The following is a 25914-nucleotide window of genomic DNA, read 5'->3' as shown; positions in this document are numbered from 1 at the left end:
CGACGGCGACGGCGACGGCGACGGCGACGGCGACGGCGACGGCGACGGCGACGGCGACGGCGACGGCGACGGCGACGGCGACGGCGACGGCGACGGCGACGAGCCAGCATGACCCTGAACGACGACGTACCCACCACCTCCTTTGGAGCAACCGGAATCCGGCTCACCTGACCCGATCCCTGGTCCTGCAGGCCCCGCGGATACCCCGAGCGTCGCCGCGCACCTGAGCCGCCGGGTGTTCCATGGACGGCCGTACAGTGAATATGGGGTTATTCCAGGTCTGTCGTGAGGACGAGTTCGATCGTCTGTGTGAGCAGTGCTAACTGGGCGTTATCTTCCAGGTCCGGCCACTCCTCCTTGATTTTCAGGATCTCGTGCAGGAAGGACATTCCGGTGACGATGACCGCGAGCAGCACGGCCCGCTCCTTCGGGCGGGAGAGCCCCAGTTCGGTCATCAATGGCAGCATCATTCGACTGATGAAGATCTCGCGAAGCTGCGCCACGGCCTCGGGTTTCGAACTGGCTGCCCTCATCATTCCCAGAATGTTGCTGGCCTCGGGGGAGCTGACCGATTCGAGGATACGGCGGCTCATCGCCTGCGCGGCCTCCGGTGGCGGGAGCGCCGCCAGTAACTTCAGAGCAGCGAGCGCCTCCTCGCTCGGGGTGGGCATCGACGCCGCGAATAGTTGCTCCTTGCTGGAGAAGAAATAGATCGCAAGACTTGGATCCACTCCCGCGCGTTCGGCGATCATCCGCACGGTGGTCCGCTGATAGCCGTGCTCGGCGAAGAGCACGCGCGCGGCGTCGAGGATCTGTTGCTTGCTTTCACTGGTCCCCCGCCGGCGACCCGCCCGTCCAGTGGTCATTGGCCCTTCCCCCGCTTCGTTGTGGTCCTTGACCTGCAATCGTAGCGATCACTAAAATAATAATTCAACACCCGTTCAATTGGTGAACGTCGCGGCCCCATCCCGACCAACCGAGGACCAGTCATGAGTCAACCGCTAACCTCTCCGCCCATCGCTACCGGTGTGAAACCCGAACGCCTTCGAGGACTGCAGCGGTGGAACATCGCGCTTGCAGTACTCCATCTCGGTCAGGCCGCGGTTCTCCTCTTCCTCACGAATGATTTTGCGATTCCGGTTCTTGCGTCCTACGTGGATGGTCCTCCCGGGGCAGGCGAGGAAGGGGGCCTTGTGACCTCGACACTCTTTGAGCTGACAATCGGGTACGTCCTTGTCGCGTTCCTCCTTCTCGCCGGTATCGATCACCTCCTGACGGCGACTCTCGGACGTAGGATCTACGAGCGTGATCTCCAGCGGGGAATGAACCGCTTCCGCTGGGTCGAGTACTCAATCAGCGCAACCCTCATGGTCGTTGTAATCGCCCTCTACTGGGGCATCGTGACCATCAACGCACTCATCGTCGTCGCCGGCGCCAACATCGCGATGATCCTGTTCGGATACCTCCAGGAGCGGATGAACCCCCCAGGCCGAACATCGACCACCATGGTCCCATTCTGGTTCGGGGCCCTGGTCGGGGTGACCCCGTGGATCGCCATGGGACTGAACATCCCCTTGTACTCCGATGCCCCGGACTACATCTTCGTCATCCTTGCGATACAGGGCGTGCTCTTCTTCTGCTTCGGGCTCACTCAGTGGCTTCAGTACCGGGAGATTGGGCCATGGCACAACTACGCATTCGGCGAAAAGACGTACCCGGTACTCAGTCTTGCGGCGAAATCCCTCCTGACCTGGCAGGTCTTCCTGGCGTCTCTTATCTCATGATGTGAATTCCACCGCCATTCGTCACTGGGATCTACCCGATTGAGATGTGTTGCGGAGGTCTTACGAATGCCCTCTTGACCCTGTGGCGACCACACGGTCTTGACTGGATTGGTAGCGAATCCGACGGCGAAGCGCGCGTCGGCGAACCACCAATCACTGAAGGAAGACCATCATGTCCACCCCGTACGAAGGGTTCCAGAATTTCATCGACCAGCTACCCGACATCGTCCAGCCCCTGATCGTCGCCGCACTCGGGATGATCCCCTACGTCGAGGGCGAGGGATCAGCGGCCCTCGGCATCATTGCCGGGATCAACCCCATCGTTGCCGCCGTGGCAGGGGCGGTCGGCAATATCCTCAGTGTCATTGCCGTCGTGCTCGTGAGTTCACGAATTCGCCAGTCTGTCGTAACCCGGCGAGCCGCGACCGCCGATGCCGCATCCGCTAGGGGAACCACTCTCACGCTCGACCACCGTCGGGGGTTACCGGCCGAAAGCACCAATGACGGCCTTCAGGACGACGGCGGCAAACCGACGCGCCGCACCAAGGGCCGGAGGCGGCTCAATGACTGGCTGCACCGCTTCGGCGTCCCCGGAGCCAGTTTGCTCGCTCCCCTCACCCTTCCTACCCAGCTCACGGCCGCATTCTTCGTCGCATCCGGGGTGAAGAAGAGCTGGGTGATTCTGTGGCAGATCGTGGCCATCATTATCTGGACCGGGCTGGTTGCAGCAGCTGCCCTGGGCTTCCTCAACCTTCTGGGGTGGTGACGACCACTGATAAACCGGTCACGGCGTAGTTGTGGAGGCCGCTGTCGACGGCGGAGGCTCGGCTTCATGGCGATCGGTTCGGCCTGGAATCAGCGCCCACAGCGCCGGAAGCAGGATGCAGGCGCCGACGGTATAGGCGAAGTCCTCGATCGGGGCCAATGCCAGCCGGACGCCGAGGATGAGGTCAGGGTTGTAGTCGACAATGCCGATGCCGATCAGCACATTGTCGAACACGGCCGTGGCGGCCAACAGCACAATGAGGGTAATTCCGACGGCCCGACGGCTGGGAAGCTGACGGCGTCGCGTCCGGTAGGCCCAGGCGGCGATGGCCAGAATGGGGACGAAGAAGATGATGTTGAGGACGAGGTACGTCATGCCGCCACCTCCTGGTCACGATTTTGGCCAGGCCTCCGGTCAAGGTTCGCGGTAGCACCCAGCACATTGAGGGTGCTGTAGCAGAGCAGCGCAAGGAAGAACACTTCCTCGAGGGGCAGCTCGGGGGCCAGGAGAATCCCCGTCATCAGATCAGTGGTCCCGCGGAAAAAGATTCCGAGCGCAATACCGAAGAGGTCCCAGACGAGGAAGAAGGTGATCCCGAGAATCATGGTCCAGGTCGCCTTGCGGGCGTCCCGCCAGAAGGTGAGGTCAAACCGGCGGTCCAGGACCACCATACCGCTGAGGGAGAAGAGCAGCGCTCCCCAATAGATCAGGCCCATGTTCCGTCGCTAACCATCTGCCGTTCGCGTTCGGCACCCAGAAGTTGTCTGCTCATGCAGTTTATTCTTCCTCAATGGCTGCCGTATCCCTGCAGTGATGCTCAGGGTTATCAAAAGTTTGTCCCAGCATTCAAAGACTCTCCACCATCGGACCCCCTGTGCAGGGACCGCCGAAGCTCCGAGTTCTGCGGAAGTGGCCAGCGTTGCTCGCGCTCATCCTCACTGTCGATGGCTAACCTATGCAAACGACTCAGGAGCCGAAGAAAAACCACCACCATAACTAGCGAAAGTACCGTCAGCCCCAGCGACAGATGGCCCAGAAAGAGTTCGTCAGGGCGTCCCCACAGGTAGATGGCACCAGCGACGACACTTCCTCCGAGGATTCCCAGCGCCGACCATCCCAGGGCAATTACAACCGCCGGTTCCCACGGGTGGGCGTCATGGAGGAACAGCTGCACTTGTTGATCGCTGGGCCGAGTGTGATCCACCTCAGGGCGTTCACGGTAGAGATCCCGTCGTCCGGACGCCTTCCACCCTGACCACAGCACGGTGAAGGGGATCGAGGACGCAGCCAAGGCAACGAGAGCTGGCACGGCAATAACGGCCACCTGTTCCTCAACCTCGAAAGTGATACTCAGGGTGCCGCCTTCGTCGAGGAGCAGAACAATAAACCACAGAAGCAGAGCGAGCGCCAAGACTGCGGCAGCGCTCCCGAAGATCGCAGTGGCGAAACCGAGATTCCGGGTTTGCGTGCTCAAGGGGAAATCAAGGGGTTCTTGAGTACCGGTTCTCTTCTTCATTTGAGCTGAGCTTACCAATCGGAAAAACAGTGCTGTGGGTACTGCACCCGAGATCGGGGCGTTGACCGCTTCCAGAACGTGTGGCATAGTTTGGAATCGATTCCATGGAAACGATTCCATGGCGGTTGAGGAGTAACAGGGTGCGATCACTGACGATCAAAGATGTCGCCGACAAGGCGGGTGTCTCAGTAGCAACTGCTTCCCGCGTGCTCTCAGGGCACCCCTCCACCTCCGCCGAGGCCCGAACGGCCGTCACCGAGGCAGCGCAGGGACTCGGCTTCCGGCCCAACGCGCAGGCCCGCTCCCTCCGCAAGACCACCACCGAGACCATCGGCCTGGTCCTCCCCGATGTCCGCAACCCCTTCTTTGCCGACCTTGCGCACGCCATTGAACAGCGCGCCCGTGACTTCAAGTACCTCACGCTGTTCGGCAATGCCAACGAGAGCGCCGAACAGCAGGACCGCTACTTCGATGTGATGCTTTCACAGCGTGTTGACGGCCTCATCGCAGCTCCACTCGGCGACCTCGCCAGCCTTCGCAGCATCCTCGACAGCGGCATCCCCACCGTCTTCGTTGACCGCGTCATCGCCGACACCGACGTCCCCAGCGTCACTCCCGACAACGTCACCGGGGTCCAGGAAGCCGTCCGCCACCTCACTGACCAGGGTCACCGCCGTATCGGCTACATCGCCGGACCGCAGTCCACCTCCACCGGCCGCGAACGTCTCGCCGCCTACCAGGATGCCCTTGCCAGCACCGAGGCCGACGGCGACGCCGAGCTCATCTTCTTCGGCGACTTCCAGGCCGCGAGCGGCGCCGCCGGAGCACGGCACCTCCTCGAACTCCCCCAGCCGCCGACAGCGCTGCTGGCCGCTGACAGCCTCATGAGCATCGGCGCCATCGGCGTCTGCAACGAGCGGGGCGTCGGCATCGGCACCGACCTCGCTTTTGTGGCGTATGACGACATCGACGCGTTCACCCTCCTGAACCCGGCGTTGACCGTCATCGCACACGACGTCGACGCCATGGGTCGCCAGGCCGTCGAAATGCTCACCCAGGTCATCGCCGGCGAGACCCCCGCATCAGTCATCCTTCCCAGCAGGCTCATCATCCGTGGCTCCACCCCGCCCCTCCCAGGAGGCACAGCACTGTGAACACCCAACCCATCCTCACCCTGGACAGCGTCACCAAGTCTTTCGGACCGGTCACCGTCATCAAGGGGGTAACGGTCAACGTCTACCCCGGCAAAGTGCAGGTGCTACTCGGCGAGAACGGTGCCGGTAAATCCACCCTGATCAAGATGATGGCCGGCGTGCACCAGCCCGACGGCGGCCGCATCCTGGTCGATGGCAAGGAAGTGAAGATCACCGACACCAAGGATTCCGAGGCCCTTGGCATTGCCACCATCCACCAGGAACTCAACCTCGTGGGGTCAATGACGGTCGCCGAAAACATCTCGATGGGCCGCTTCCCCCGTCGCTTCGGCCTGGTGGACAAGCGAAAAATGCGTGAGACCGCACGGGAAGCCCTCGCGATGATTGGCCTCGACATCGACGTCGACCACAAGGTGGGCGACCTGGGCATCGCCCGCCAGCAGCTCGTCGAGATCGCCAAGGCCCTGAGCCTCAACGCACGGATGCTGGTCCTTGACGAGCCGACAGCGGCCCTCACAAAACGGGAAATCGCCGCACTGTTCGCCGTCGTCGAGGACCTCCGCAAACGCGACGTCGGAATGGTCTTCATCTCCCACCACCTGGACGAGATTGCCTCCATCGGCGATTCCGTCTCGGTGCTGCGCGACGGCGAATTCATCGCCGAGGTACCCGCAGACACCCACGAGGACGAACTGGTCCGCCTGATGGTGGGCCGCTCCATCGAAGCGCAGTTCCCCCGCCGCCGCGAATGGGACGGCCCCGCCGACACCCTGCTGGAGGTGAAAGGTCTCTCCACCAAGGGAGTCATCAACGACGTCACGTTCTCTGTGCGGGCCGGTGAAATTGTGGGTCTGGCTGGTCTGGTCGGCGCGGGCCGCACCGAGGTCATTCGCGCCATCGCCGGAGCCGACCCGTACGTTGGCGGCAGCGTCAAGGTTCGTGGGAAGGACCTCCCCAAGTCCAATATTGGCGCGGCCATCAGGGCCGGCGTCGGGCACGTCCCCGAGGACCGGAAGGGCCAGGGCCTTGTGCTCGGCGCGACGGTCAACGAAAACGTTGGCTATGCGACGCTCGCGTCGACGTCAAAGTCCGGCCTGGTGGACCGGTCCGGCCAACGCAGCCGCGCCCAGGACATAGCGGACAAGCTCCGGATCCGGATGCACACCCTGGACCAGCCGGTTGGATCGCTCTCGGGCGGGAACCAGCAGAAAGCCGTGTTTGCCCGGTGGATCGTGGCGAATTCGTCGGTGCTGCTGCTCGATGAGCCGACCCGCGGCGTCGACGTCGGCGCCAAAGTGGAAATTTACGAACTGATGAACGCGATCACCGCAGCCGGTGGCGCCGTCGTCATGGTCTCCAGCGAACTCCCCGAAGTGCTCGGGATGAGTGACCGGATCCTGGTGATGAGCGGCGGACATATTTCAGGTGAACTGGCGTCCGAGGACGCTACCCAGGACGCCATCATGACGCTCGCCGTCCGCGACGTGCAGCGCGATCTCGAAGACAAGTCAATGGAGGACGGGCATGAATAAGGTAGCAACCACCACCGCACGGAAGCAGGTGTCCGGCGGTGCGAAGGCAAAGAAGTTCCTCGCCGACAACGGGGCGCTCGTGGGCCTGGTGGTGCTGGGCCTCGCCCTGTTCATCGCAACCCCCGACTTTCTTACCGGCCCCAATCTCCTGAACATCGGGATCCAGGCCTCGGTGATTGCGGTCCTGGCGTTCGGGTTGACCTTCGTGATCGTCGCGGCGGGCATTGACCTGTCGGTCGGCTCCGTGGCGGCGCTGTCCGCGATGGGCTCCGCCTGGATCTTCTCGACGGGGTCGATGCCCGGGTGGGTTGCCGTTGTCGGCGGCCTCGCGATCGGCACGCTGAGCGGCGCGGTGAGCGGGTTCGCGGTAGCGTTCGGCCGGTTGCCGTCCTTCATCGCCACGCTGGCCATGCTCAGCATCGCCCGCGGCCTGACCCTGGTCATCTCCGATGGCCGCCCCATCGCCACCGCTCCCGAGGTGTCCTTCCTTGGCGGGAACCTTGGGATCATCCCGATGCCGATCGTGGTCCTGGTGGTCGCTGGCCTGGTGGCCGCCTTCATCCTGAACTTCACGGTGATGGGCCGCTACATGTACGCGGTGGGCGGGAACCGGGAAGCCGCCCGGCTCTCGGGCGTTCCGGTCCGCAAGGTCCTGGTAACGGTCTTCGCACTGTCCGGGTTGTTTGCCGCCGTCGCCGGTCTCCTGCTGTCCGGTCGACTGGATTCCGCCCAGCCACAGGCAGCGTCCGGGTATGAGCTGGACGCGATTGCCGCCGTCGTCATCGGTGGCGCATCGCTGGCAGGCGGCGTGGGCCGCATCACCGGTACCCTCGTTGGCGCGCTGGTGCTCGTGGTCATCCGCAACGGACTGAACCTGCTGAACGTCTCCTCGTTCTGGCAGCAGGTGGTGATTGGCGTGGTGATCGCCGTCGCCGTCGGCATCGATTCCCTGCGCCGCAAGAACTCACCGCACTAAAACTTTCCTCCCTAACCCGTTCCACCACTCAAGTAAGGAAACAACAATGAAGTTCACTTCCCGCAAGACTGCTGCTCTGACCGTGTCCCTGGCACTTGCCCTGAGCATGACCGCCTGCAACCGCGACAGCGGCGAGAGCGCCGAGGGTTCGGCGTCGGCCACGCTCGCCCTGTCGACCCTGAACAACCCCTTCTTCGTGGAACTGCGCGATGGTGCCGAAGAAGCGGCCGAGGCTGCCGGCATGGAGCTCGACGTCGTCGACGCGCAGAACGACTCCGCCACGCAGACCAACCAGCTGGCCACCGCCGCCACCAGCGGCACGGACGCCGTCCTCATCAACCCGGTGGATTCCGACGCCGCTGCCGCCTCGGTGGCACCACTGATCGAGGCGGACATCCCGGTGGTCGCTGTCGACCGCACCGTCAACGGCGCCGAGGTCCAGTCCCTCGTCTCCAGCGACAACGTGGCGGGCGGCCGCCAGGCAGCCGACGAGCTGGCAGCAGCCATGGGCGAAGAGGGCGAAGTGATTGTCCTCCAGGGCGTCGCTGGCACCTCAGCCAGCCGTGACCGCGGAGCAGGCTTCGAGGAAGGCATGGCTGCCTACCCCAACATCACCGTTGTGGCGATGCAGACCGCCAACTTCGACCGCGCAGAGGCGCTGAACGTCGCCACCAACCTGCTGCAGGCCAACCCCGATGTCACCGGCATCTTCGCCGAGAACGACGAAATGGCGCTCGGCGCCATCCAGGCCCTGGGCGACCGCGCGGGCGACGACGTCAGCGTCGTCGGCTTCGACGGCACTGAAGATGGTCTGGCAGCCATCGAGGCAGGCACCCTGACCGCGACCATCGCACAGCAGCCCGCTGAACTGGGCAAGCAGGCAGTCGAGGTCCTGGAACAGATCCTCGCCGGCGAAACCGTCGAAGAGACCATCCCCGTTCCGGTCACCACCGTGAACGCTGACAATGTTGGAGAATTCACCGAATGAGCACTGAGCCGTCGGGCGTCGTCGTCGTAGGGTCCATCAACGCCGACCTCGTAGTCACCCTGGAACGCCACCCCCAGCCGGGCGAAACCCTGCTGGGGCGGACCATGACAGTGATGCCCGGCGGCAAGGGTGCCAACCAGGCCGTTGCTGCGGCGAAGCTTGGCGCCCGCACCGTCATGATCGGCGCAGTCGGTCAGGACACCTACACCGAGATTGCGCTGTCCGGGCTGCACGACGCCGGGGTGGATACCGGGGCTGTGCAGCGCGTCGCCGGGATTAGCACCGGTGTCGCCATTGTGGAGGTCGACGACGACGGCGAGAACACCATCGTGGTGATCCCCGGTGCGAATGCCGAGGTGACCCCCGAGCTGGTCGCCGCCTCGTCGCAGGTCATTGTCGACGCCGCTGTGCTGGTGCTGCAGGGTGAAATCCCTGCAGCGTCGGTAACGGCGGCGGTCGGGGTGGCCCGCGGCCGGGTAGTCATCAACCTGGCGCCGGTGATCACGTTGGACCGTTCGACGCTGCTGCAGGCAGATCCCCTGGTGGTCAACGAGCACGAAGGCGCGCTGGTGCTGGAGCAGCTCACCGGTTCAGCATCTGGTGCATCTGAGCCGTCTGTCGCCTCCGACCATGCCGCGACGGCGCGGGCGCTGGTGGACTGCGGCTTCGCCTCTGTCGTCATGACTCTCGGCGTGAGCGGCGCGCTCTTGGCATCGGCCACCGACCTGCTGGAAATCCCTGCACCGAAGGTGCCCGTCGTGGACACCACCGGGGCTGGTGATGCTTTCACTGGAGCCCTGGCCGCCCGGTTGAGCGCCGGAGATTCGCTGCCCGACGCCGTCAGGGTTGCCGTGTTGGTCGGAGCGTACGCCGTAGGGACCGAAGGTGCGCAGCCGTCCTACCCGTCGCTTGATGATCCGCTGCCCGCAGCGCCGGAAACTACCGCAAGTTCACTCACTGGTGCAAAATCATTTACTGGACAGGACCCCGCCGCGTGAAGAAAACCGGAATTCTCAACGGACCCCTGAACGGAATTCTGGGCACCCTGGGTCACGGGCATCTGGTGGTGATTGCCGATGTGGGGATGCCGCTGCCTGATGCTCCTACGGTGGTTGATCTCGCTCTGGTGAAGGGCATCCCGTCTTTTACCGAGGTGCTGCGGGCGGTACTGACTGATGTTCAGATCGAATCGTCGCTGTTGGCCTCCGAGGCATCCGGATCAGCCGTCGAAAGCATCGTCCGCGCTGAGGGGCTGAACCCCGACTATGTCAGCCACGAGGACCTGAAGTCGCTCCTCCCGTCGGCCCGATTGATCATTCGAACCGGCGAAGCAACTCCGTACGCGAATGTGGTGCTGCGCTGTGGGGTCACCTTCTAACAGCTGCCTGGCAAGTCTGAGCGCTCAATTGACAGGTCTACCTTGCTCCCGGGTCGATCGGTTGTTCGGTGGCGATCGGTTGTTCAGGGTCAGCACCTCAGCACCTCAGCACCTCAGCACCTCAGCACCTCAGCACCTCAGGACAGTAGGTCTCCGATTCTCGTGAACAGATCCGGCTGATCTCTCGGGTCCTGAAGATGGCACTTCCCTAGAAGGGTGGTGGGACCTTGGGTGGTGGTGCTGGTGGCGGGTCTGGCCTGGTGACATAGCTGTGACCGGCGGGTGAGGTCGCGATGATCATTCCTGGTTCGGGTTGTCGGTAATGCCAGTAGCCCTCGGATTTGAGCATGTGGTGCCGTTTACACAAGGCCGCGAGGTTTCCGTAGCTGGTTTTCCCGCCCTGTGACCAGGGTTTTGTGTGGTCGAGTTCGCAGAACACGGCCAACCGGTTACACCCCGGATGCCTGCAGGTCCGGTCTCTGACCCGGACCGCATCCTTGAGATCCTGAGGGACCCGGTAGGTGGTGGCGTCGGCGCCGAGTCTGGCACCGGTGAACGGGTGGGTGAGGATCCTCGTGAACGACTGGGCGTGACCGGCGAGCTTCCTGGCCGTCTCCGGGTCAATCGGCCCGTACCCTTCGAGTTCACCCGGGGTGTCCCCGCCGAGGAGAGTCATCATCGGGACAGTCACAAACACCTTCGCCTGCACACCCCAGTAGGCGTCTGCGTCACCACGGCCGGCCGACCCACCCGTGCTATCCGTCCCACCTGCCCCAGCTGTCCCAGCTGTCCCAGCTGTTCCATCCGGCATATTCGGTGCATCCGAGCTCACGGGGCTTCCGGGTTCGGTGACCCCGTTAGTCCTATCCGGGCGGCTCGATTCCCTGATCCTGTCGCCGGCAAGGTCCTCAGTGGCAAGGCCGTCGCCAGCAAGGTCGTCGGTGGCGGGTTCTGCGGTGGCGGGTTCTGCGCTGGTCATGTGCCCGGTGGCGCCTGCACTGGTGAGGACGTCGATGAGGACGTCGGCGCGTAACTGGCTGAGCGTGCGTGCCTCGTCGGGGGCTTGTAACGCCCGGGCCGCGGTGTCGACGCGGTGGAAAATCCCGGCGACCTGCTCGGTGGGCAGGAAGGCGTGCAGCCAGGCCATCCCGTCGTAGTCCGGATTGATAGACACCCGCCGGTCCTGGAGGGCCTTCCGCCGCCTCACCGTGATCGTCTCAGGGTGCAGGGCCTCCCGTAACCGGACGGCCTGGTAGGTGAACTTCGCGACCGTCAACTGGCAGGCCAGATCGATCAACTGGGCCTCGAACCCGGCGCACACCCCGGGCACGGTATCGGGGATGCTGATCGCCTCCCCGACCACGGTGACAGCGTGACGCCTGGTGATCTTCCCATCTTCAAGCACCCGCAAGGTTGACGGGTACTCCCGGACCAGGAACTCACTGGTCTCGATCAGGGCACCAGCGGTCCGGTCCGGCAGGCGCAGCGCCGCACCGATCTCGGTTGCGGTGATTGTCCGGCCCAGATCCTGCGCTCCCTCTTCCACCCACGGGTATTCCGCGCGGGTCAGATCCCACAGGTGGGTGACCGCTTTGGCTTCCTGGGCATCAACCCACGACCGCAACCCATCCAGGGCCTGCAGCACCTCAAGGGTCTGCGACGCATCAGAGTCCACCAACGCCGCCAAAGACACCCACCCCGTCAACACCGACCCACCACCAGAAGCCGACTCACCACCACGAACAGCCTCACCACCAGCAACAGCCTCCTCGTTGGCAGTAGCGGGATCAGACAACGGCGCGTCCGCTGAGTCCGGCGAATCAATCCCCGCCGGGGAGGCGGCTGCCCCAGATGGGTCAGCACCAAAGGACGGGTCAACCGGGTCGGTTGAGATTGGTGAGACGGTTGACGTGACCGGGTCAGAGGGTGTTGGCGGGTCACAGGGTGTTGGCGGGTCAGACAGTGTTGTCGGGTCGGTCATCACGGACGGGGCGGGCGCGGGCGCCGGGGCCTGTCCCGGTGCCGGGAACGACCACAGCGCACCCTCACCCAACGGCCCGGCCGGTCCGTAGCCAGAAGAAGCTCCCGCAGCAGCTTCCGCGGTCCCGCTATCAGCTGCGGGATCAGCGCCGGAATCAGAGGGAAATCCCGTCCTGATAGAAGAAGCTTTGCTGCTTTCCATACCTCCATTCGATCATCTGCCACCCCCAAAATAAGGTCCCAAATGGGGGCTGGGCAAAAAGAATTTTCAACATTTTTCAGGGGTCGACAAAGGACCTGGAAAAGTCCTTTGTCGATGCTCCTAACCGCTCGGTAGGCAGTGAAATTCAGCGGGTTCAGACATCACAGAACGGCTGATCCGCCAAAGGTCATCACGGCAAATCGCCGCCTGATCCGGCGCAAGACCTGCTCGGGCATGCTGGACCACACCTCGGTTGGATAACCGGAAATCAGGCGTAGTAGCCTCGACGCTGCCCCACCCGATGAGCCCATCTGCGCAAGTTCCGTTGGCAGGCCTGCACAGTCACCCGGCACCCGGCACCCGGCACCCGGCTCAGGCGGCCCACCCACGGGCAACGGCGTCGAGCGCCGCACGGTAGACCGCAGCCCAATCGGCGTCGGGACGCCCCATCTGTGCCAGCTCCAGACTGACTATCCCGTGCACCTGTCCCCAGATCGCAACGGCTACCAACTCAACCGGCGCCTGAACCAACACACCCGCTGACTGCGCCGAGGCAACCGCGTCCATCAGGGGCTGCATCGCATTGCTCGCGGCGTCAGGGCTGGGCTGGCAATCGGCATACGCAGCCAACGCCCCACCGAACATCAGCCGGTACAGGGCCCGATGCTCCAGCGCCCAGGTCCGGTAGGCGACCCCCAAAGTATCCAACCCGCCGTCGGCGGCGGCGAGCTGCGAGTCATGGAAAGAGCGGAACCCATCGTCCACGACGGCCGTCAGCAGCTGGGATTTCCCACCGAACAGCGAATAGACCGCAGAGGTGGACGTCCCGGCTGCCGACGCAACATCGCGGAGCGTCACCCGCGCGGGCCCGTCACGGTCAATCAGGTCGGCGGCGACGGCCAACAGGTCCTGCCGCAGGGAATCGTTATGTACTACGGGTCTTGCCATAAGAACCAGTGTTCCATAACATTGTTCTGTAACAACGTTATGAAGGTCTGGCAGATCGAGGAGCTTCCGATGGCACAGCAAATATTTGCGGGCCGCCACACTGCGGATTTGGGGAGGGACACCATCACCGTATTCCTGATCGGGATGCGTCCCAATCGGTGGTGGAAGATCGCGAAAGTCAGCAGGGTCGCTGCCGCGATGCCGCGCATGCTGCAGCATCTTGCTACTGATCCTGACGCGGGCATGCTTGGCTACGAGCAGTGGTTCGGCCGCACCACCATGCTGCTCAGCTACTGGGAGAGCCCGGAGCATCTGCGGAGGTTCGCGGCGGACAAGGAATCGCCCCATCTGGCACCCTGGCGACGGTTCATGAAAGAACTCTCGGGCACCGGCGATGTCGGCATCTGGCACGAAACGTATCAGGTCCCGGCCACTGGAATCGAGACCGTCTACAACGGAATGCCGCTGTTCGGTCTCGCGAAGGCGACGGCGCACGCTCCCCTCGGGGCACGCAACAATACGGCGAAGCAGCGAATGGGCCGGGCACCGGGACCGAAGGTCCCTTGACAGAATCTCCCTCTCGTCTCATATTCAAAGGGCATCCGTAACCGAGGGGGCTGCCGTGGTCAACACTTCTTCATCGCGAGACTATCTATCCGAACGGCTTCGGGACCTCCTCGCCTCTTATCCGGACGCGCGGGAGATCCGAATGTTCGGCGGCATCTCCTTCATGGTGAATGACCGCATGGCGGTCGCGGCCGATCGTGCCGGTGACCTGTTGGTGCGAACGAACCCGGCTGACTACGACGATCTCCTCCGACGGGGCGCGGTTCCCGCACTGATGGGCCAGGAGAAACCGATGGGGCGCGGCTGGCTGACCGTGCCACGCCACCAGCTCGACGACGACGCAGAGCTCGCGTATTGGGTTAACCTCGGCATCAGCTCCGGGGAACCTATCGGAGGGAAATCCACCACAGGGAAACCTGTCGGAGCTGAAGCCGGTAACCTCAACCAGCAATAATCGCGTCCTGGATCACTCAGAGCTAACGATCACTGATCTGCTGGATGGTCCAGCGGTTGCCGTCCGGGTCAGCAAAGGTGCAGAAGCCAACGTTGTTGAGGTCATCCTCGGGGAGCCGCGGACGAAAACCATCCCGTGCGTAGACCTGGATCTCGGACAGCTCAACCCCGCGACCGGTGAGCTCCCGATGCGCTGCATCCAGGTCCGCGACAACCAGTTGGAGGCCCTCAAGCGATCCTGGGGCCATGCGAGTGAGACCCCGCCCGATCTGAATTGAACACCCCGACCCGGGCGGCGTCAGTTGCACGACGGAGCCGTCGATATCGAAGTCGAGGGTGAAACCGACCTGGTCAGCGTAGAAAGTCTTGGCCCGCTCGACGTCGCTTACGGGCACGGGCACCACTTCGAGGGTGTATTTCATTGAAAAGACTCCATGCTCGGGCACCTCGTCCGTGGTCGGGCGACTTGTGCCCGACAGGATACTGCTGCACGACCCGGCGGTAAAGGAGCGAAGCTGCCCACCCTGTGCAGCAATCGGCGGGTTCCCTATGCTGACTCCATGACTGAACAGCCCGGCAGCCGCGCTGGACGCCCCGCGCCTGATGCTCGACGGCGTAGGCCACCAGACACCGCCCCGCACGTTCTGGCCGGAGCGTGTCACGGCGATCGCTAGACTCACGAAAGAAATACTGGACAGCCAAAAGGGGACATCGTGACGATCAGCAGAAGTGCCGGAGGAGCCGCAGCCACCCTGTCGATGCTGCTCCTCGTCCTCACCGGGTGTGGCAGCAGCGAACCGTCGACGGTCCCGGAGCGCCCCGCCGAGGGCAACCTGCTTGACGTTGCCGATGTCCTGACCACGGCGGAGGAAGAAAGCCTCAACGCACTGATCGAGGAGCGAAACGGCAGTACTGACGGGGCCCGCGTCGCCGTGCTCACCATCGAGAATGCGGGCGGGTCCATCGAGGACTACTCCCGCAGCGTCGCCACCGAATGGGAAGTGGGCGATGCGGGGGCAGACAACGGTGTGCTCGTGGTTGCCGACACCGCCGAACGGGAACTTCGGATCGAAACCGCCGACGGCGTCCGCGAAGAGTTTTCTGATGACGAAGCGGCCGCAGTGATCGAGGACGTTCTTGAACCGGCGTTCGCCGATGAACAGTATGCCGAAGGCCTCACCGAGGCGGTGGAGCAGATCTACCTGTACGCAGACGGGCAGGAACCGGTCCAGGAACCGTTCAACTGGGCCGTCCTCGCGTGGGTCGTCGGAGGGACCGTGGCCCTGGTAGGCATCATCATCTCGGTTGTCACCGTCGACTCCCGCCGCCGTCGTCGGGTTGCCGATGACGAGATCCGGGAGGCGGAAGAGAAGGATCCGACCTTCCGCCTCACCGAGGAACAACGCAAGGCCTACCGCAAGTACCGGTACAGCAAGCGCGGCGACGACGCCGTCAACTACCCGCCGACCTGGCTTCCCCTCTATATTGCCAACCCCGCACTGTATTCGGGGTGGAGCACCAGCACGCAGTCCGGCTCGTCATTCGGCGGGGGTGGCGGGTTTACCGGCGGAGGCGCATCCGGCAGGTACTGACAGTTCTCATTACACTCGGTGCATGGATGACCTCGAACTGTCGATCGGTGGTGAACTCTTCCGCGTCAGCGAGAGAAACCAGCCACCAGGACGATTGAGCTACCACTTCGCCTGGCTCAACGGTCCGGACGAGGGAACGTATGGTTTCACGGTCGGATTGAGCAAGCCGAGCCCGATGTCGAGGGAAGAGCTGATGGCCGAGGCACGCGGGTTCGTTGGGGCGTTTTATGAACCAGGCGGGATTGGCGAGGAAGACTTTCCCGATCACAAGCCAGCACCGGCAGGGTAGCCAGCCGGGTAGGCAGCAGCTCTGCTCGGCGTCCTGAAGCCGGCGCCGCGGCCACACCCCACAGGTCGGGGTCAGGCCACGACAATTCGGGATCGGGCCACGGCGCTGGCACTGGAAACTACCGCCTGAGCGCCTTCCGGGCGAGCACGTTCCCCAGGAGCTGGACCGCCTGCACCAGCAGGATAATCACAATTACTGCAGCCCAGGTAACCCAGGGGTTGAACTGCCGGTAACCGTATTGGATGGCGAAGTTGCCCAACCCTCCACCGCCCACATAGCCAGCGACGGCCGACATGTCGACCAGCGCCACGAAAATGAACGTGTAGCCAAGGATCAGCGGTCCCAGGGCTTCCGGGATGATGATGGTCAGGATGATCCGGAGCCGGCCAGCACCTACTGAGCGTGCCGCCTCGATCACACCGGGTTGCACGGTCAACAGGTTCTGCTCCACAATGCGGCTGATCCCGAATGCAGCAGCCAACGACAGCGTGAAGATGATGGCGCTGTTGCCGATACCGGTCCCCGTCACCGCCCGGGCCAGAGGTTGAGCGGCGGCCAGAAAGATGATGAACGGGATGGGCCTGAAAATGTTGACGATGATGTTCAGGGTGCTGAACACGGCGCTGTTCCCCAGGATGCTGCCGGCCCGCGTGGTGTAAAGGCCGATACCGAGGAGCAGCCCACCCAGGCCGCCGAAGAATAGGCTGAACCCGACGATGTAGAGGGTCTCGTAGGTGGCTTGCCACAGTTCCGGGCTGAGATCGATCAGGGAATCCATCAGCTGAGCTCCTTCACAGTGGTGCGGGTGGCGAGACTGGCCAGTGCGGCGTCGATCGCGGTGGCCGGTCCGGTCAGCGCGAGGGTCAGGTGACCGAACGCGCGGCCTCTGATGTCGTTGATGCCCCCGTAGATCAGCTCGAACTCGACCCCCGCAGCGGCGAGTTCAAGGAACACCGAAGCCTGGGACGAGTCGCCGTCGCGGAAGGAGAAGGTGACGATCCGACCCGCATGCCGCTCGCGCAGCACGGCGACCTCGTCGGGTGACGGGATGCCCCTGACAACCGTGGAGACGAACCGTTGCGACGAGGCCTGACGCGGGTTGGAGAAGACGTCGAAAACGTCACCTTGCTCGACGATCCGGCCACCGTCCATCACCGCCACCTTGGTGGCGAGGGTCTGGATGACGTCCATCTCGTGGGTAATCACCACGATGGTGATCCCCAGCTCCTCGTTGACCCGGCGCAGCAGGCGCAACACCTCGTGGGTGGTCTCGGGGTCCAGCGCCGAGGTGGCCTCATCGGCCAGGAGAATCTTCGGTGACGTGGCCAGCGCGCGGGCAATCCCGACGCGCTGCTTCTGCCCACCGGAGAGCTGCTCAGGGTAGTTCGACGCCTTGTCGGCCAGCCCCACAAAGTCGAGGAGCTCGGTGACGCGCGCCTGGATTTCCTCCCGGCTCTTCCCTGCGACGCGGAGCGGGTACGCAACGTTGTTCCAGACCGTCTTGGCGTTGAAGAGGTTGAATTGCTGGAAGATCATGCCAATGTCGAGGCGCAGCTTGCGTAGTTGGCGGTCGGGCACGTTGGTGACCTGGTGTCCGTCGACGACGATCGTGCCGCTCGTCGCCTTCTCCAGCGCGTTGATCAGCCGGACCAGGGTGCTTTTACCGGCACCCGAGTACCCGATGATCCCGTAGATCTCGCCGGCCTCAATGTCGAGGCTGACGTTGTCGATAGCGTGCACAGGGTCGCCACCGCGCCGCCCCGGAGGGAAGCTTTTCGTGACGTCCTGCAAAGAGATGAGGGGCATGGTGTTCCTTGCTGGAAGAGCCCTGCGGCCAGCCGGGATCGCCGGCCGGCCGCAGGAGTTGGCGGGGCCTGGCTAGCCCTGGGCGGCGGTGTCTTCCTCGACAGTGTCGAGGGTTGACTGCAGCTCCTCGGGAGTTACCACCAGGAACTCGGCCGTCCCACCGGAGGTCTCCTGGACGGCGTCCTGCACCTCCTGGTTTTCCTGGTAGATGCTCACCAGCTTTTGGTAGGTCTCGTTGGTCTCCTCACCGGCACGGGCGGCGAACACGTTCACGTACGCAACGGCGGCGGGATCCGTCGGATCGTCCTGCGCGATGGCGTCCTCGAAGTTCAGCCCCGCGTCCTGAACGAAGTCGTTGTTGATGATCGCGGCGGCGACGTCGGGCAACGACGTGGGTGTCAGCGAGGCCTCGAGGGTGGTGACGGTGACCTTGGAGGCCTCCTCGTCAATGTCGTCGATGGTCGAGAAGGCACTGCCGCCGCCGTCGAGCACCACCAGTCCAGCGGACTGGAGCACGAGCAGGCCCCTGGCCAGGTTGCTCTCGTCATTGGGGACGGCAACGGTGGAGCCCTCGGGGATTTCGTCGACCGAGCCGTACTGGGTGGAGTACAGACCCAGGGGGTAGATCGCTGTGGACCCGATCGGGGCGAGCTCCGCACCGCTGGAGACGTTGTAGCGCGCCAGGTACACGAGGTGCTGGAACTGGTTGAGGTCCAGTTCGCTTTCGCTCAGGGCGGGGTTGGGCTGGGTGTACTCGGCGAAGTCGATGACCTCAAGGTCAATGCCCTCCTCCGCCGCGGCTTCGGTCAGCAGTCCCCATTCCGGGTCGCTGGCGCCGACGACGCCGAGGCTGATGCTTTCGTTGCCGGAGTCGGAGCCTTCCGACGAACCGCAGGCGACGGTGAGGGCCAGAAAGGGGACCACGGCAAGGGACAGGAGTTTGCGGGAATTCATGGGTTTTCCTTTGAACGGTTTACTTGGGGAAAGGATCAGCAGGGCAGGCGAAATCGGCCGGAAGCTCTGCTGGATCGGCACTAAGAAAAGAAATGTGAAGGTGCTGCGGAAACTGCAGCGACAATCGGGCGGGATTCCTCGGGTGTTACATACTGGCTCGCTTCGAGATCGCGGGCGGTATCACCGAGACCCTTGCGGGGACTCTCCTGGATACGCCGTACTTGCCATCCGGGGACTTGTTCCGGTGGCCGAATCTTCACCTGAAGCACCCCACTACGGGAGAGGGTTGCTGTTCAACCGGCCAGGGAGCCATTGGTTGAACTCTTGATTCTGAGTTCACGCTAAAGCAGATAATTCGCAGGGTCAAAAAATGGTCTCGAAGGATCGTCACAAATGACCCGGCGGAGAACTGCTGGTGAGCCGGTTCCTCGGCATGACCACCCAGCAGGCCCTCATAGCCTGGTCGGTCATCGCGACCTCGTGCCGGTGATCCAGCGGCGCGACTAGCCGGTGAGCTGCTCCCGGGACATAATCTGGTTGTCCGGACGCGGAACGAACCAGGGTTCCAGATCTACCGCGGTCATGGGCCGCGTGTAGAAGTAGCCTTGCGCCAGATCGCAGCCAAGTCCCAACAGGGCTTCCAACTGGCCGGCCGTTTCGACGCCCTCGGCCACCGCAGACATGTTCGTTGCGTGGGCGAGCTGGATGCAGGAGGTCACGATCGCGTGGTCCTTAGTATCGGAGGTAAGGCCCGCGATGAATGACCGGTCAATCTTGAGCTCATCGATCGGGAAGCGCCGCAGATAGACCAGGCTGGAGTGGCCGGTCCCGAAGTCATCGATGGACAAGCTGACGCCCAGTGCGCTGAGCGCGTTGAGCGTCCGGAGCGCACTTTCGGGGTCGACTGTCAACGCCGTCTCGGTGATCTCGAGGGTGAGCAGTCCCGCCGCCACGTTGTGACGTTCCAGAGCTGCAGTCACGATGTCCGCCAGATGGGGGTCATTCAACTGAATGGCCGAAATGTTCACTGACATGCGTACCGGTGCCCGGCCGGGTGAGGAACGGTGCCAGGCCGCCTGCTGCGCCACGGCGGCGTTGACGACCCAGGCACCGAGGGGCAGGATCAGCCCTGACTCCTCGGCGAAGTCGATGAAGGATCCCGGGTCCAGCAACCCCCGGTCCGGGTGATCCCACCGGACCAGCGCTTCAAAACCGCTCATCTGCCCGTTGGCCAGGTCGATCTGCGGCTGGAAGAAGAGGAGCAGTTCGCCGTCGTCGATCGCCTGCCGCAGTTCGCCTCGGCGCTTGAGACGACCATCTGTCGGGTCCTTGGTGCTTCCGATTTCCACTTCAAACCGGTTACGCCCCAGCTTCTTCGCCCGGTTCACGGCGGTGGTGGCCCTGCCTAGCACGCCGTCGGTCGTATCGCTGGAAGTAGCCATCGCAAACCCAATGCTGACCGAAAGATCGAGCGTTGACCCGCCCACAATCATCGGCGCGTTGAGGGCCGCCAGCAACAAGGCTGCCGCCTGACACGCGGCTGCCGTGTCAGCAAAAGTATCGACGACGGCAAACTCGTCTCCATCGAGGCGCGCGACAACCGCAGTGTCGCTCATTGTGGACCGGAGCCGCCATGCCACGATGCTGAGTGCTTCGTCGCCGGCAGCGATACCCAGTCCCTCATTGACCGCCATGAAGTGGTCAATGTCGAGGATCAGGACGCCCACGGGAGACTGGTCGGTGCCATCCTCGGCGAGGAGGGCCCACAGCTCGGAGAGGAAACCCGTTCGGTTGACCAGCCCGGTGAGGGGGTCGTGGCGCATCAGGTGCGTCAGCCCGGCCTGGGCAGCCGCCGGGGTGGGCTGAGCCTCAATGCCGCGACGCACGTCCTCGAGGGCACGCTCATATGGCCGGGCCTCGGGGCCTGCCATGGACGACTTGGTGTATTCCCGATCGGAGGGGGTGTCCTGAAACTGTGCGGCGGATGAATCACTTGCGGGGTCGGGCATAAGTGCAATTCGCTTTCGGGTGAATCAACGGAAATCTGAAGTCCCCAGCGGTGGCGAATCCATGACCGATGAGGTGCTTCCACGGCGAGAGTGCCGAAAAGTCCTGAACATTGTGCTTATCTTCTGCATGACAAATTGTGGGCCGGGGTACCGCTGATTGCGCGGCAACACTCTGTGGGTCGATTGGCGATCAGTCGTCGACGACAAGAGACGTAGTGCATGAGAGACCTTCCTGTGGGGTGGCGGAAGGTCCCGTGGCCCGCCCAGCCGAACGATATGCTTAATCAGTGGTGTTGTTCTTCACGTTTCACCACGTTCGCGCCGGTTTTCACAGTGTAACCCCCGGGTAAATACGAAGGCGCCTTACTTTGAAGATCCTGTGCGAATCCTGCGCAGCACGCCCAACACCTCCCGAAGGAGAACCCCTCCGTGACCATTTCATCCTTGCTCCCGGCACCCATCGGGTTCGGCACTGCACCGCTGGGCAACATGTTCCGGGCCATTCCCGAGGAAGAGGCCACGGCCACTGTCGCAGCCGCCTGGGACCAGGGCATCAGGTACTTTGACACCGCACCGTTCTACGGTGCTGGCCTCGCCGAGATCCGCCTCGGCGATGTACTCTCCGCGCACCCTCGGGGTGACTATGTGCTGAGCACGAAGGTGGGCCGTGTGATCCTCGACGAGACCGAGGACGTCTCAGCACGCGACATGGGAGAGAAGGGCGGATTGTTCGCCCACGGCCGCCCGAACAAGGTGGTCAACGACTACTCGGCAGACGCCACTCTCCGTTCGGTGGAGGACAGTCTCAAACGACTGAAAACCGACCGACTGGATATCGTCTGGGTTCACGACATTGCCCAGGACTTCTACGGCGATGAGTGGCTTGCCGTCTTTGAATCGGCCCGGACCGGCGCTTTCCGCACCCTGACCCGGTTGCGGGACGAGGGCGTCATCAAGGCCTGGGGTGTGGGCGTCAACCGTGTGGAGGCACTGGAGCTGACACTCGATCTGGACGAGCCCCAGCCCGATGCCTTCCTCCTGGCCGGACGGTATACGCTCCTCGACCATGATCGTGCCCTGGAGCGCCTCCTCCCGGCGGCAGTCGATCACCAGGTGGATATTGTGGTGGGCGGACCTTACAGTTCGGGCATTCTTGCTGGCGGCAAGCACTTCGAGTATCAGGAAGCGTCGGCCGAGATCATTACCAAGGTGGAACGCATCAAGGCACTGACGGCTGAACACGGAATCGGCATCAAGGCGGCAGCGCTGCAGTTCTCGCTCGCCCACCCGGCAACTACCGCGGTGATACCGGGCGCCACCAAACCGAGCCGCATCGCGGAGGACCTCGCCGCACTGCAGGAGACGGTGCCCGCCGCCTTCTGGGATGCCCTGCGCGAGGAACAGCTCATCTCGCCGCTGGCTCCCGTTCCGGCGAACTAGCTACAACAAGTTCACCCCTTCCTCAATTTCGCTCCCCTTCGCCGAAACGTGAGGACTGGCAGGGGCAGGGCGACGAATCGCCCGGTCTAACCCGTCAGGGGCGACGTGAGTGGTCAGCTGACGGTCCAGTTCGGCAATGACCGCGTCGAGCCCCAGGGCAAAAGCCCTGTCCTGTCGCCGGGCACCGGTTTGAGTCGCCAGTGCTCGTGACAGGGAAGGATGCGCAAGTTCCGACGGCTCCCACGGCGGTTCGGGAGATCCCGCGTCGATCGCAGAACCAAGAACCAGCAGATCAACGAGTGAAAGAGCGTCAAGGAGCCGGCCGTCCTGGAATCCGGCCGACTCGAGGATCTGCGCCAACGTTTCGTAGATCTCGAGGGTGGGCGCATCGTCGACAGATTCGCCCACCAGCGCCGGAATGGCCATCGGGTGAAGCCCCAGCGCGTAGCGGTAGTTGATCGCCCAGCGACGCGTCTGCTCCTGCCAGTTTCCCTCTCCCGGCGGGAAATCCCCACGGTCGTGAGCGTCCTGACTGATGAGGGAACGGATTCCCTCGATAATCTCGGTCCGTCCTCCCTTCACATGGTGATAGAGGGAGGACGGACTGACGCCCAGCCGTTTGGCAAGCTGTGGGATGGAAAATTCCTGACGCTCGTCGAACCGTTCAAGGGCCGCCCGGAAGATCTTGCCAGGAGTGAGGATCCGGGTAGTAGGCCTGGCCATAAAGTTCCTTCGTGGTTGCGGGCCGCTAAAACACTATGACACTGCGTGCTCGCTCGCCACGGCGCATCGCCTCGAAGGCCTCGTTGACCTGGTCGAGGCGAATCCGGTCGGAGATCAGCTCATCCACCGGTAGTTTGCCGGCAAGATAGAGTGCGGCCAAACGAGGAAAGTCCCGGCCGGGAACTGTGGAGCCGTAGTTGGACCCGACAATCCGGATCCCTCCCTCGGCCAGTGCCAGGCCATCAAAATTGATGGTCTGGTCAGCTGGCGGCAGGCCGACCAGGACGGCAGTGCCCCCACGCGCCAACAGGCCAGGCAGCGACTCGATGGTGTCCTTGCGTCCGATCGCCTCGAACGCATAGTCCGCTCCACCCCCGGTGATGCTCCGGATCTGCTCCTGGCTGTCCGGCCCGGAAATCACCGAGTGCGTGGCACCAAAACGGCGAGCTATCGCGAGCTTTTCCTCACTGAGATCGACAGCGATGATGGGGTGCGCCCCCACCAGGTTCAGTCCCATAATGATCGACAGTCCAACTCCGCCGGTCCCGACGACGACGGCAGACCTGCCCGGCGCCACCATCGCATCGTTGACCACCGCTCCTACACCGGTAGACACCGAGCAGCCAAGGAGCGAGGCAACCTCAAACGGCACGTCCGACGGTATCTTCACGGCTGCCGATTCGGGGACGACCGTGTATTCGCTCATCGACCCGACGGCAAGATAGGGATACACAGGTGTTCCGTTCTCCGACAGGGGCGTGCTGCCATCCGGGAGGAGGCATTCCTCTGAACGGCTGCCCGTGCAGACGAAGGCCCTGCCGGAAAGACAGGCAGTGCAGCGCCGGCAGGGATAGAACCAGCTGAGGACGACATGGTCTCCGACTGCAACGTCTTCGACCCCCTCACCAATAGCTTCGACGACCCCCGCTCCCTCGTGGCCCATGACGGTGGGGGAAGGCATCTCCCATTCGCCGTCGAGCACATGTCGATCGGAACCGCACACGCCGGACGCCCCAAGCCGGACCAGCGCTGTCCCTGGCCCGGGTGCGGCCACCTCGATTTGGGTGATTTCCAGCGAAGATCCGCCGCGGTGCACCGCGGCCCGTGAACTGATGGTCATGACCGTGACCCTTTGAGGTTGTGGGACTTGGCCAGGTTGAACCCGCCCACTCCGCGGTTCCTATAAAGCACCACGGCCAGGATCCAGTACACGATCCCGCCGAGAACGGCGGCGGGCAGTGAAGCAGAGATGACGTTGAAGACCGGCTGGGTTTCAAGCGTGACGGGGTTGTAGATCCACAGGTAGAACACTGCGCCAGCGACCACCGCCACAATCCCTGCCCAATTGACCCCACCCGGCAGGTGATAGGCGCTTTTGGCGCCTGGGGCGTACAGCTCGGACAGATCAATGTGCTGCTTGCGCAGAATGAAATAGTCGACGATGATCGCGCCGCACATCGAGGCGAGGAACGCCCCGCTGAGCGTGACAAACAGGACAAACCTCTCGTACATAAACTGCGGGAAGAAGGCGAGCAGAGCAGGCAGTACGAAGAATCCAGCACACAGCCATTTCCAGTGCAGGCCGGTGAGCAACTCGCCGCTGGACTGCCTCAGTGCGAGAACAGTTGAGTAGACAATCGAGGACATGCTGGTGATGTTGGCGAAGCAAATGAACAACAGGATGAACGCTCCGAGCAGAGGACCGCCAAAGGGGATCATCCAGACGGTGGGGTCGGAATCCCCCAGGGTCAGCGCCGCGCCCATTCCAACAATCTGAGCCAGCAACGTCGCGATCAGTAATCCTCCATAGGCGGGCCAGATTGCGGCCTTGGGTGATGTGGTCATCCGGGCCAGGGAGCCCATCACCGGATACCACGACACTCCAACAGCAACGTTGAATTCGACGGCGATCATGAAGTTCAGCTGCGGATCATCAAAAGGGGCGAGCGGGGCGGCATCCAGAAGGGCAGCCCACGAGGTATTGATCACCAGGAAAACCATCAGGAGTGCGGTGATCACCAGAAGCCCCGGAGCAATGAACTTGTTCAGGCGACCGATCGTGATGGGGCCGCGGGAGAGGATGTACCAGGCGACGGCCAGTGCTACCAGCGCCCCCAGCGTGACCATTAGCCCGTATTCATCGAATTCCATCCCGGTAGCGACCCCGGCCACCTGTGTGGTTGCCCGGCCCACCATGATGCCCAGCAAGGACGACCACCCCATCTCGGTGATCAATACAACGGTGAAGACGAGCGCTCCTACCCCTGCCACCCCGAAGACCGGCCGGAGGATCGTGTACTGCTCCACGCCATACCGTTGGCTGGCCACTGTGCTGGCGAGCACCATAAAACATAGCCCGATCGCGTTGCCGATAATCATCGCCGCGATCCCCTGCTGAAATCCCACAAACGACGCGGTCGCCCCGCCCACCAGGAAGGCCCAGGTGGCGATAGCCAGTGCAACGTTTACCCAGCTGAAGTCCAACGCGCTCCAGACCCGCTCGGATTTCAGCAGGGGAAGGGATCCGAAAGTGTTGGCATTCTCGATTTCTTCGGTTCCGGTGTCGTTGGGGCGGTTCACAGGACCATCACCAGCAGTCCGAGCAGGCTGATCAATACGGTAACGCCGACATACACGGCCAGGTCAGCGCGGCTGAGCGCACGCCGAGCCGGGTCAGCTCCTTCGACCGTCCTGATTTCCTCTATGCGACGATGTAATTCCTGCTGTACCTGGGCGGAATCTCTGGCCACGAGCGTCTCCTCAACAACTAATCGAATATCTTTCGGTTTCCAGGTTCATAACAGACCCAAACACATCGAAGTGTCAATAGAATTGGCGAAAGCTGTCCAATATGAAG

28 protein-coding genes and 1 riboswitch are annotated in these 25914 nt (G+C 63.2%); of the genes, 13 read left to right on the top strand and 15 right to left on the bottom strand.

Annotated elements, in window-relative coordinates; genetic code table 11:
* Positions 1–269 precede the first annotated feature (269 nt).
* The gene (locus IWX64_RS13660) at positions 270–866 is read right to left on the bottom strand and encodes a TetR/AcrR family transcriptional regulator (protein ID WP_196867675.1); all 597 of its coding nucleotides are present in this window, start codon (positions 864–866) and stop codon (positions 270–272) included.
* A 123-nt stretch (positions 867–989) separates the two neighbouring features.
* Here IWX64_RS13660 and heR point away from each other — a divergent pair, with 123 nt between their 5' ends.
* Together heR and IWX64_RS13650 are read left to right on the top strand one after the other, a co-directional pair.
* Positions 990–1784, top strand: coding sequence for a heliorhodopsin HeR (gene heR, locus IWX64_RS13655; RefSeq protein ID WP_196867674.1), 795 nt, complete (start codon positions 990–992; stop codon positions 1782–1784).
* Positions 1785–1956: 172 nt separating this feature from the next.
* Positions 1957–2550: a small multidrug efflux protein gene (locus IWX64_RS13650; protein ID WP_196867673.1), complete on the top strand. Its 594-nt coding sequence runs from the start codon at positions 1957–1959 to the stop codon at positions 2548–2550.
* 18 nt (positions 2551–2568) lie between these two features.
* Here the strand turns inward: IWX64_RS13650 and IWX64_RS13645 are convergent, their stop codons facing one another.
* The 3 genes from IWX64_RS13645 to IWX64_RS13635 form a co-directional block, all read right to left on the bottom strand.
* Positions 2569–2925, bottom strand: coding sequence for a lycopene cyclase domain-containing protein (locus IWX64_RS13645; RefSeq protein WP_196867672.1), 357 nt, complete (start codon positions 2923–2925; stop codon positions 2569–2571).
* The gene (locus IWX64_RS13640) at positions 2922–3266 is read right to left on the bottom strand and encodes a lycopene cyclase domain-containing protein (protein WP_196867671.1); all 345 of its coding nucleotides are present in this window, start codon (positions 3264–3266) and stop codon (positions 2922–2924) included. The genes IWX64_RS13645 and IWX64_RS13640 overlap by 4 nt, the downstream gene beginning before the upstream one ends.
* Positions 3267–3376: 110 nt before the next feature.
* A complete protein-coding gene (locus IWX64_RS13635) occupies positions 3377–4024 on the bottom strand; it encodes a hypothetical protein (RefSeq protein WP_196867670.1) in 648 nt (215 codons plus the stop codon).
* Between the two features lie 182 nt (positions 4025–4206).
* On the opposite strand from IWX64_RS13635, the gene IWX64_RS13630 reads away from it, so the two are divergent.
* The 6 genes from IWX64_RS13630 to rbsD are packed head-to-tail and all read left to right on the top strand — an operon-like array spanning position 4207 to position 10094.
* A complete protein-coding gene (locus IWX64_RS13630; RefSeq protein ID WP_196867669.1) occupies positions 4207–5220 on the top strand; it encodes a LacI family DNA-binding transcriptional regulator in 1014 nt (337 codons plus the stop codon).
* Positions 5217–6752, top strand: coding sequence for a sugar ABC transporter ATP-binding protein (locus IWX64_RS13625; RefSeq protein ID WP_196867668.1), 1536 nt, complete (start codon positions 5217–5219; stop codon positions 6750–6752). The genes IWX64_RS13630 and IWX64_RS13625 overlap by 4 nt, the downstream gene beginning before the upstream one ends.
* Complete coding sequence (locus IWX64_RS13620) at positions 6745–7728, top strand: ABC transporter permease (RefSeq protein ID WP_196867667.1); 984 nt, start codon at positions 6745–6747, stop codon at positions 7726–7728. The genes IWX64_RS13625 and IWX64_RS13620 overlap by 8 nt, the downstream gene beginning before the upstream one ends.
* Before the next feature lie 46 nt (positions 7729–7774).
* Positions 7775–8716: a substrate-binding domain-containing protein gene (locus IWX64_RS13615; protein WP_196867666.1), complete on the top strand. Its 942-nt coding sequence runs from the start codon at positions 7775–7777 to the stop codon at positions 8714–8716.
* Positions 8713–9714, top strand: coding sequence for a ribokinase (locus tag IWX64_RS13610; protein ID WP_196867665.1), 1002 nt, complete (start codon positions 8713–8715; stop codon positions 9712–9714). Before IWX64_RS13615 ends, IWX64_RS13610 begins: the two co-directional genes overlap by 4 nt.
* Complete coding sequence (gene rbsD / locus IWX64_RS13605; protein WP_196867664.1) at positions 9711–10094, top strand: D-ribose pyranase; 384 nt, start codon at positions 9711–9713, stop codon at positions 10092–10094. Before IWX64_RS13610 ends, rbsD begins: the two co-directional genes overlap by 4 nt.
* A 208-nt stretch (positions 10095–10302) precedes the next feature.
* Here the strand turns inward: rbsD and IWX64_RS13600 are convergent, their stop codons facing one another.
* A complete protein-coding gene (locus IWX64_RS13600) occupies positions 10303–11889 on the bottom strand; it encodes an HNH endonuclease signature motif containing protein (protein WP_334683307.1) in 1587 nt (528 codons plus the stop codon).
* 759 nt (positions 11890–12648) lie between these two features.
* Positions 12649–13224 (bottom strand): TetR/AcrR family transcriptional regulator, encoded by a 576-nt coding sequence (locus IWX64_RS13595; RefSeq protein ID WP_196867663.1) that lies wholly within the window; start codon positions 13222–13224, stop codon positions 12649–12651.
* A gap of 69 nt (positions 13225–13293) precedes the next feature.
* Between IWX64_RS13595 and IWX64_RS13590 the strand changes: the two genes are divergently transcribed.
* Positions 13294–13791, top strand: coding sequence for a DUF4188 domain-containing protein (locus IWX64_RS13590; RefSeq protein WP_196867662.1), 498 nt, complete (start codon positions 13294–13296; stop codon positions 13789–13791).
* Positions 13792–13846: 55 nt separating this feature from the next.
* Positions 13847–14245: a TfoX/Sxy family protein gene (locus IWX64_RS13585; protein ID WP_196867661.1), complete on the top strand. Its 399-nt coding sequence runs from the start codon at positions 13847–13849 to the stop codon at positions 14243–14245.
* Between the two features lie 22 nt (positions 14246–14267).
* Here the strand turns inward: IWX64_RS13585 and IWX64_RS13580 are convergent, their stop codons facing one another.
* On the bottom strand, positions 14268–14666 hold the full coding sequence (locus IWX64_RS13580) for a VOC family protein (RefSeq protein ID WP_196867660.1): 399 nt from the start codon (positions 14664–14666) through the stop codon (positions 14268–14270).
* 291 nt (positions 14667–14957) lie between these two features.
* Here IWX64_RS13580 and IWX64_RS13575 point away from each other — a divergent pair, with 291 nt between their 5' ends.
* Together IWX64_RS13575 and IWX64_RS13570 are read left to right on the top strand one after the other, a co-directional pair.
* Complete coding sequence (locus IWX64_RS13575; protein WP_196867659.1) at positions 14958–15836, top strand: TPM domain-containing protein; 879 nt, start codon at positions 14958–14960, stop codon at positions 15834–15836.
* A gap of 22 nt (positions 15837–15858) precedes the next feature.
* A complete protein-coding gene (locus IWX64_RS13570) occupies positions 15859–16125 on the top strand; it encodes a hypothetical protein (protein WP_196867658.1) in 267 nt (88 codons plus the stop codon).
* Between the two features lie 118 nt (positions 16126–16243).
* Here the strand turns inward: IWX64_RS13570 and IWX64_RS13565 are convergent, their stop codons facing one another.
* The 4 genes from IWX64_RS13565 to IWX64_RS13550 all read right to left on the bottom strand — a co-directional run bounded on the left by IWX64_RS13565 (position 16244) and on the right by IWX64_RS13550 (position 20816).
* Positions 16244–16903, bottom strand: coding sequence for a methionine ABC transporter permease (locus IWX64_RS13565; RefSeq protein ID WP_196867657.1), 660 nt, complete (start codon positions 16901–16903; stop codon positions 16244–16246).
* Entirely contained in the window at positions 16903–17931 is a 1029-nt protein-coding gene (locus tag IWX64_RS13560) for a methionine ABC transporter ATP-binding protein (RefSeq protein WP_334683306.1), read from the bottom strand. The genes IWX64_RS13565 and IWX64_RS13560 overlap by 1 nt, the downstream gene beginning before the upstream one ends.
* A gap of 72 nt (positions 17932–18003) precedes the next feature.
* Positions 18004–18885, bottom strand: coding sequence for a MetQ/NlpA family ABC transporter substrate-binding protein (locus IWX64_RS13555; protein WP_196867656.1), 882 nt, complete (start codon positions 18883–18885; stop codon positions 18004–18006).
* Between the two features lie 212 nt (positions 18886–19097).
* A riboswitch (SAM riboswitch) is annotated at positions 19098–19215 on the bottom strand.
* Positions 19216–19388: 173 nt separating this feature from the next.
* Positions 19389–20816, bottom strand: a complete 1428-nt coding sequence (locus tag IWX64_RS13550) for a putative bifunctional diguanylate cyclase/phosphodiesterase (protein ID WP_196867655.1) — start codon at positions 20814–20816, stop codon at positions 19389–19391.
* Between the two features lie 507 nt (positions 20817–21323).
* On the opposite strand from IWX64_RS13550, the gene IWX64_RS13545 reads away from it, so the two are divergent.
* Complete coding sequence (locus IWX64_RS13545; RefSeq protein WP_312883916.1) at positions 21324–22334, top strand: aldo/keto reductase; 1011 nt, start codon at positions 21324–21326, stop codon at positions 22332–22334.
* Here the strand turns inward: IWX64_RS13545 and IWX64_RS13540 are convergent, their stop codons facing one another.
* The 4 genes from IWX64_RS13540 to IWX64_RS13525 are packed head-to-tail and all read right to left on the bottom strand — an operon-like array spanning position 22335 to position 25807.
* Complete coding sequence (locus tag IWX64_RS13540; protein WP_196867654.1) at positions 22335–23057, bottom strand: TetR/AcrR family transcriptional regulator C-terminal domain-containing protein; 723 nt, start codon at positions 23055–23057, stop codon at positions 22335–22337. It abuts the gene before it with no gap.
* A gap of 25 nt (positions 23058–23082) precedes the next feature.
* The gene (locus IWX64_RS13535; protein ID WP_196867653.1) at positions 23083–24177 is read right to left on the bottom strand and encodes an alcohol dehydrogenase catalytic domain-containing protein; all 1095 of its coding nucleotides are present in this window, start codon (positions 24175–24177) and stop codon (positions 23083–23085) included.
* Entirely contained in the window at positions 24174–25637 is a 1464-nt protein-coding gene (locus tag IWX64_RS13530) for a purine-cytosine permease family protein (protein ID WP_196867652.1), read from the bottom strand. The genes IWX64_RS13535 and IWX64_RS13530 overlap by 4 nt, the downstream gene beginning before the upstream one ends.
* The gene (locus tag IWX64_RS13525) at positions 25634–25807 is read right to left on the bottom strand and encodes a hypothetical protein (RefSeq protein ID WP_196867651.1); all 174 of its coding nucleotides are present in this window, start codon (positions 25805–25807) and stop codon (positions 25634–25636) included. The genes IWX64_RS13530 and IWX64_RS13525 overlap by 4 nt, the downstream gene beginning before the upstream one ends.
* Between the last annotated feature and the right edge of the window lie 107 nt (positions 25808–25914).

It is taken from the genome of Arthrobacter sp. CAN_A212, assembly GCF_015752345.1.
Lineage (GTDB): Bacteria > Actinomycetota > Actinomycetes > Actinomycetales > Micrococcaceae > Arthrobacter_D.
This window is presented reverse-complemented; position numbering and strand designations above follow the sequence as displayed.

Bases quoted from the DNA above. Each gene is read 5' to 3' on its own strand.
- IWX64_RS13660 (WP_196867675.1), bottom strand. From the start codon at position 866: ATGACCACTGGACGGGCGGGTCGCCGGCGGGGGACCAGTGAAAGCAAG.
- heR (WP_196867674.1), top strand. From the start codon at position 990: ATGAGTCAACCGCTAACCTCTCCGCCCATCGCTACCGGTGTGAAACCC.
- IWX64_RS13650 (WP_196867673.1), top strand. From the start codon at position 1,957: ATGTCCACCCCGTACGAAGGGTTCCAGAATTTCATCGACCAGCTACCC.
- IWX64_RS13645 (WP_196867672.1), bottom strand. From the start codon at position 2,925: ATGACGTACCTCGTCCTCAACATCATCTTCTTCGTCCCCATTCTGGCC.
- IWX64_RS13640 (WP_196867671.1), bottom strand. From the start codon at position 3,266: ATGGGCCTGATCTATTGGGGAGCGCTGCTCTTCTCCCTCAGCGGTATG.
- IWX64_RS13620 (WP_196867667.1), top strand. From the start codon at position 6,745: ATGAATAAGGTAGCAACCACCACCGCACGGAAGCAGGTGTCCGGCGGT.
- IWX64_RS13615 (WP_196867666.1), top strand. From the start codon at position 7,775: ATGAAGTTCACTTCCCGCAAGACTGCTGCTCTGACCGTGTCCCTGGCA.
- IWX64_RS13610 (WP_196867665.1), top strand. From the start codon at position 8,713: ATGAGCACTGAGCCGTCGGGCGTCGTCGTCGTAGGGTCCATCAACGCC.
- IWX64_RS13595 (WP_196867663.1), bottom strand. From the start codon at position 13,224: ATGGCAAGACCCGTAGTACATAACGATTCCCTGCGGCAGGACCTGTTG.
- IWX64_RS13590 (WP_196867662.1), top strand. From the start codon at position 13,294: ATGGCACAGCAAATATTTGCGGGCCGCCACACTGCGGATTTGGGGAGG.
- IWX64_RS13580 (WP_196867660.1), bottom strand. From the start codon at position 14,666: ATGAAATACACCCTCGAAGTGGTGCCCGTGCCCGTAAGCGACGTCGAG.
- IWX64_RS13570 (WP_196867658.1), top strand. From the start codon at position 15,859: ATGGATGACCTCGAACTGTCGATCGGTGGTGAACTCTTCCGCGTCAGC.
- IWX64_RS13565 (WP_196867657.1), bottom strand. From the start codon at position 16,903: ATGGATTCCCTGATCGATCTCAGCCCGGAACTGTGGCAAGCCACCTAC.
- IWX64_RS13560 (WP_334683306.1), bottom strand. From the start codon at position 17,931: ATGCCCCTCATCTCTTTGCAGGACGTCACGAAAAGCTTCCCTCCGGGG.
- IWX64_RS13555 (WP_196867656.1), bottom strand. From the start codon at position 18,885: ATGAATTCCCGCAAACTCCTGTCCCTTGCCGTGGTCCCCTTTCTGGCC.
- IWX64_RS13550 (WP_196867655.1), bottom strand. From the start codon at position 20,816: ATGGCAGGCCCCGAGGCCCGGCCATATGAGCGTGCCCTCGAGGACGTG.
- IWX64_RS13540 (WP_196867654.1), bottom strand. From the start codon at position 23,057: ATGGCCAGGCCTACTACCCGGATCCTCACTCCTGGCAAGATCTTCCGG.
- IWX64_RS13535 (WP_196867653.1), bottom strand. From the start codon at position 24,177: ATGACCATCAGTTCACGGGCCGCGGTGCACCGCGGCGGATCTTCGCTG.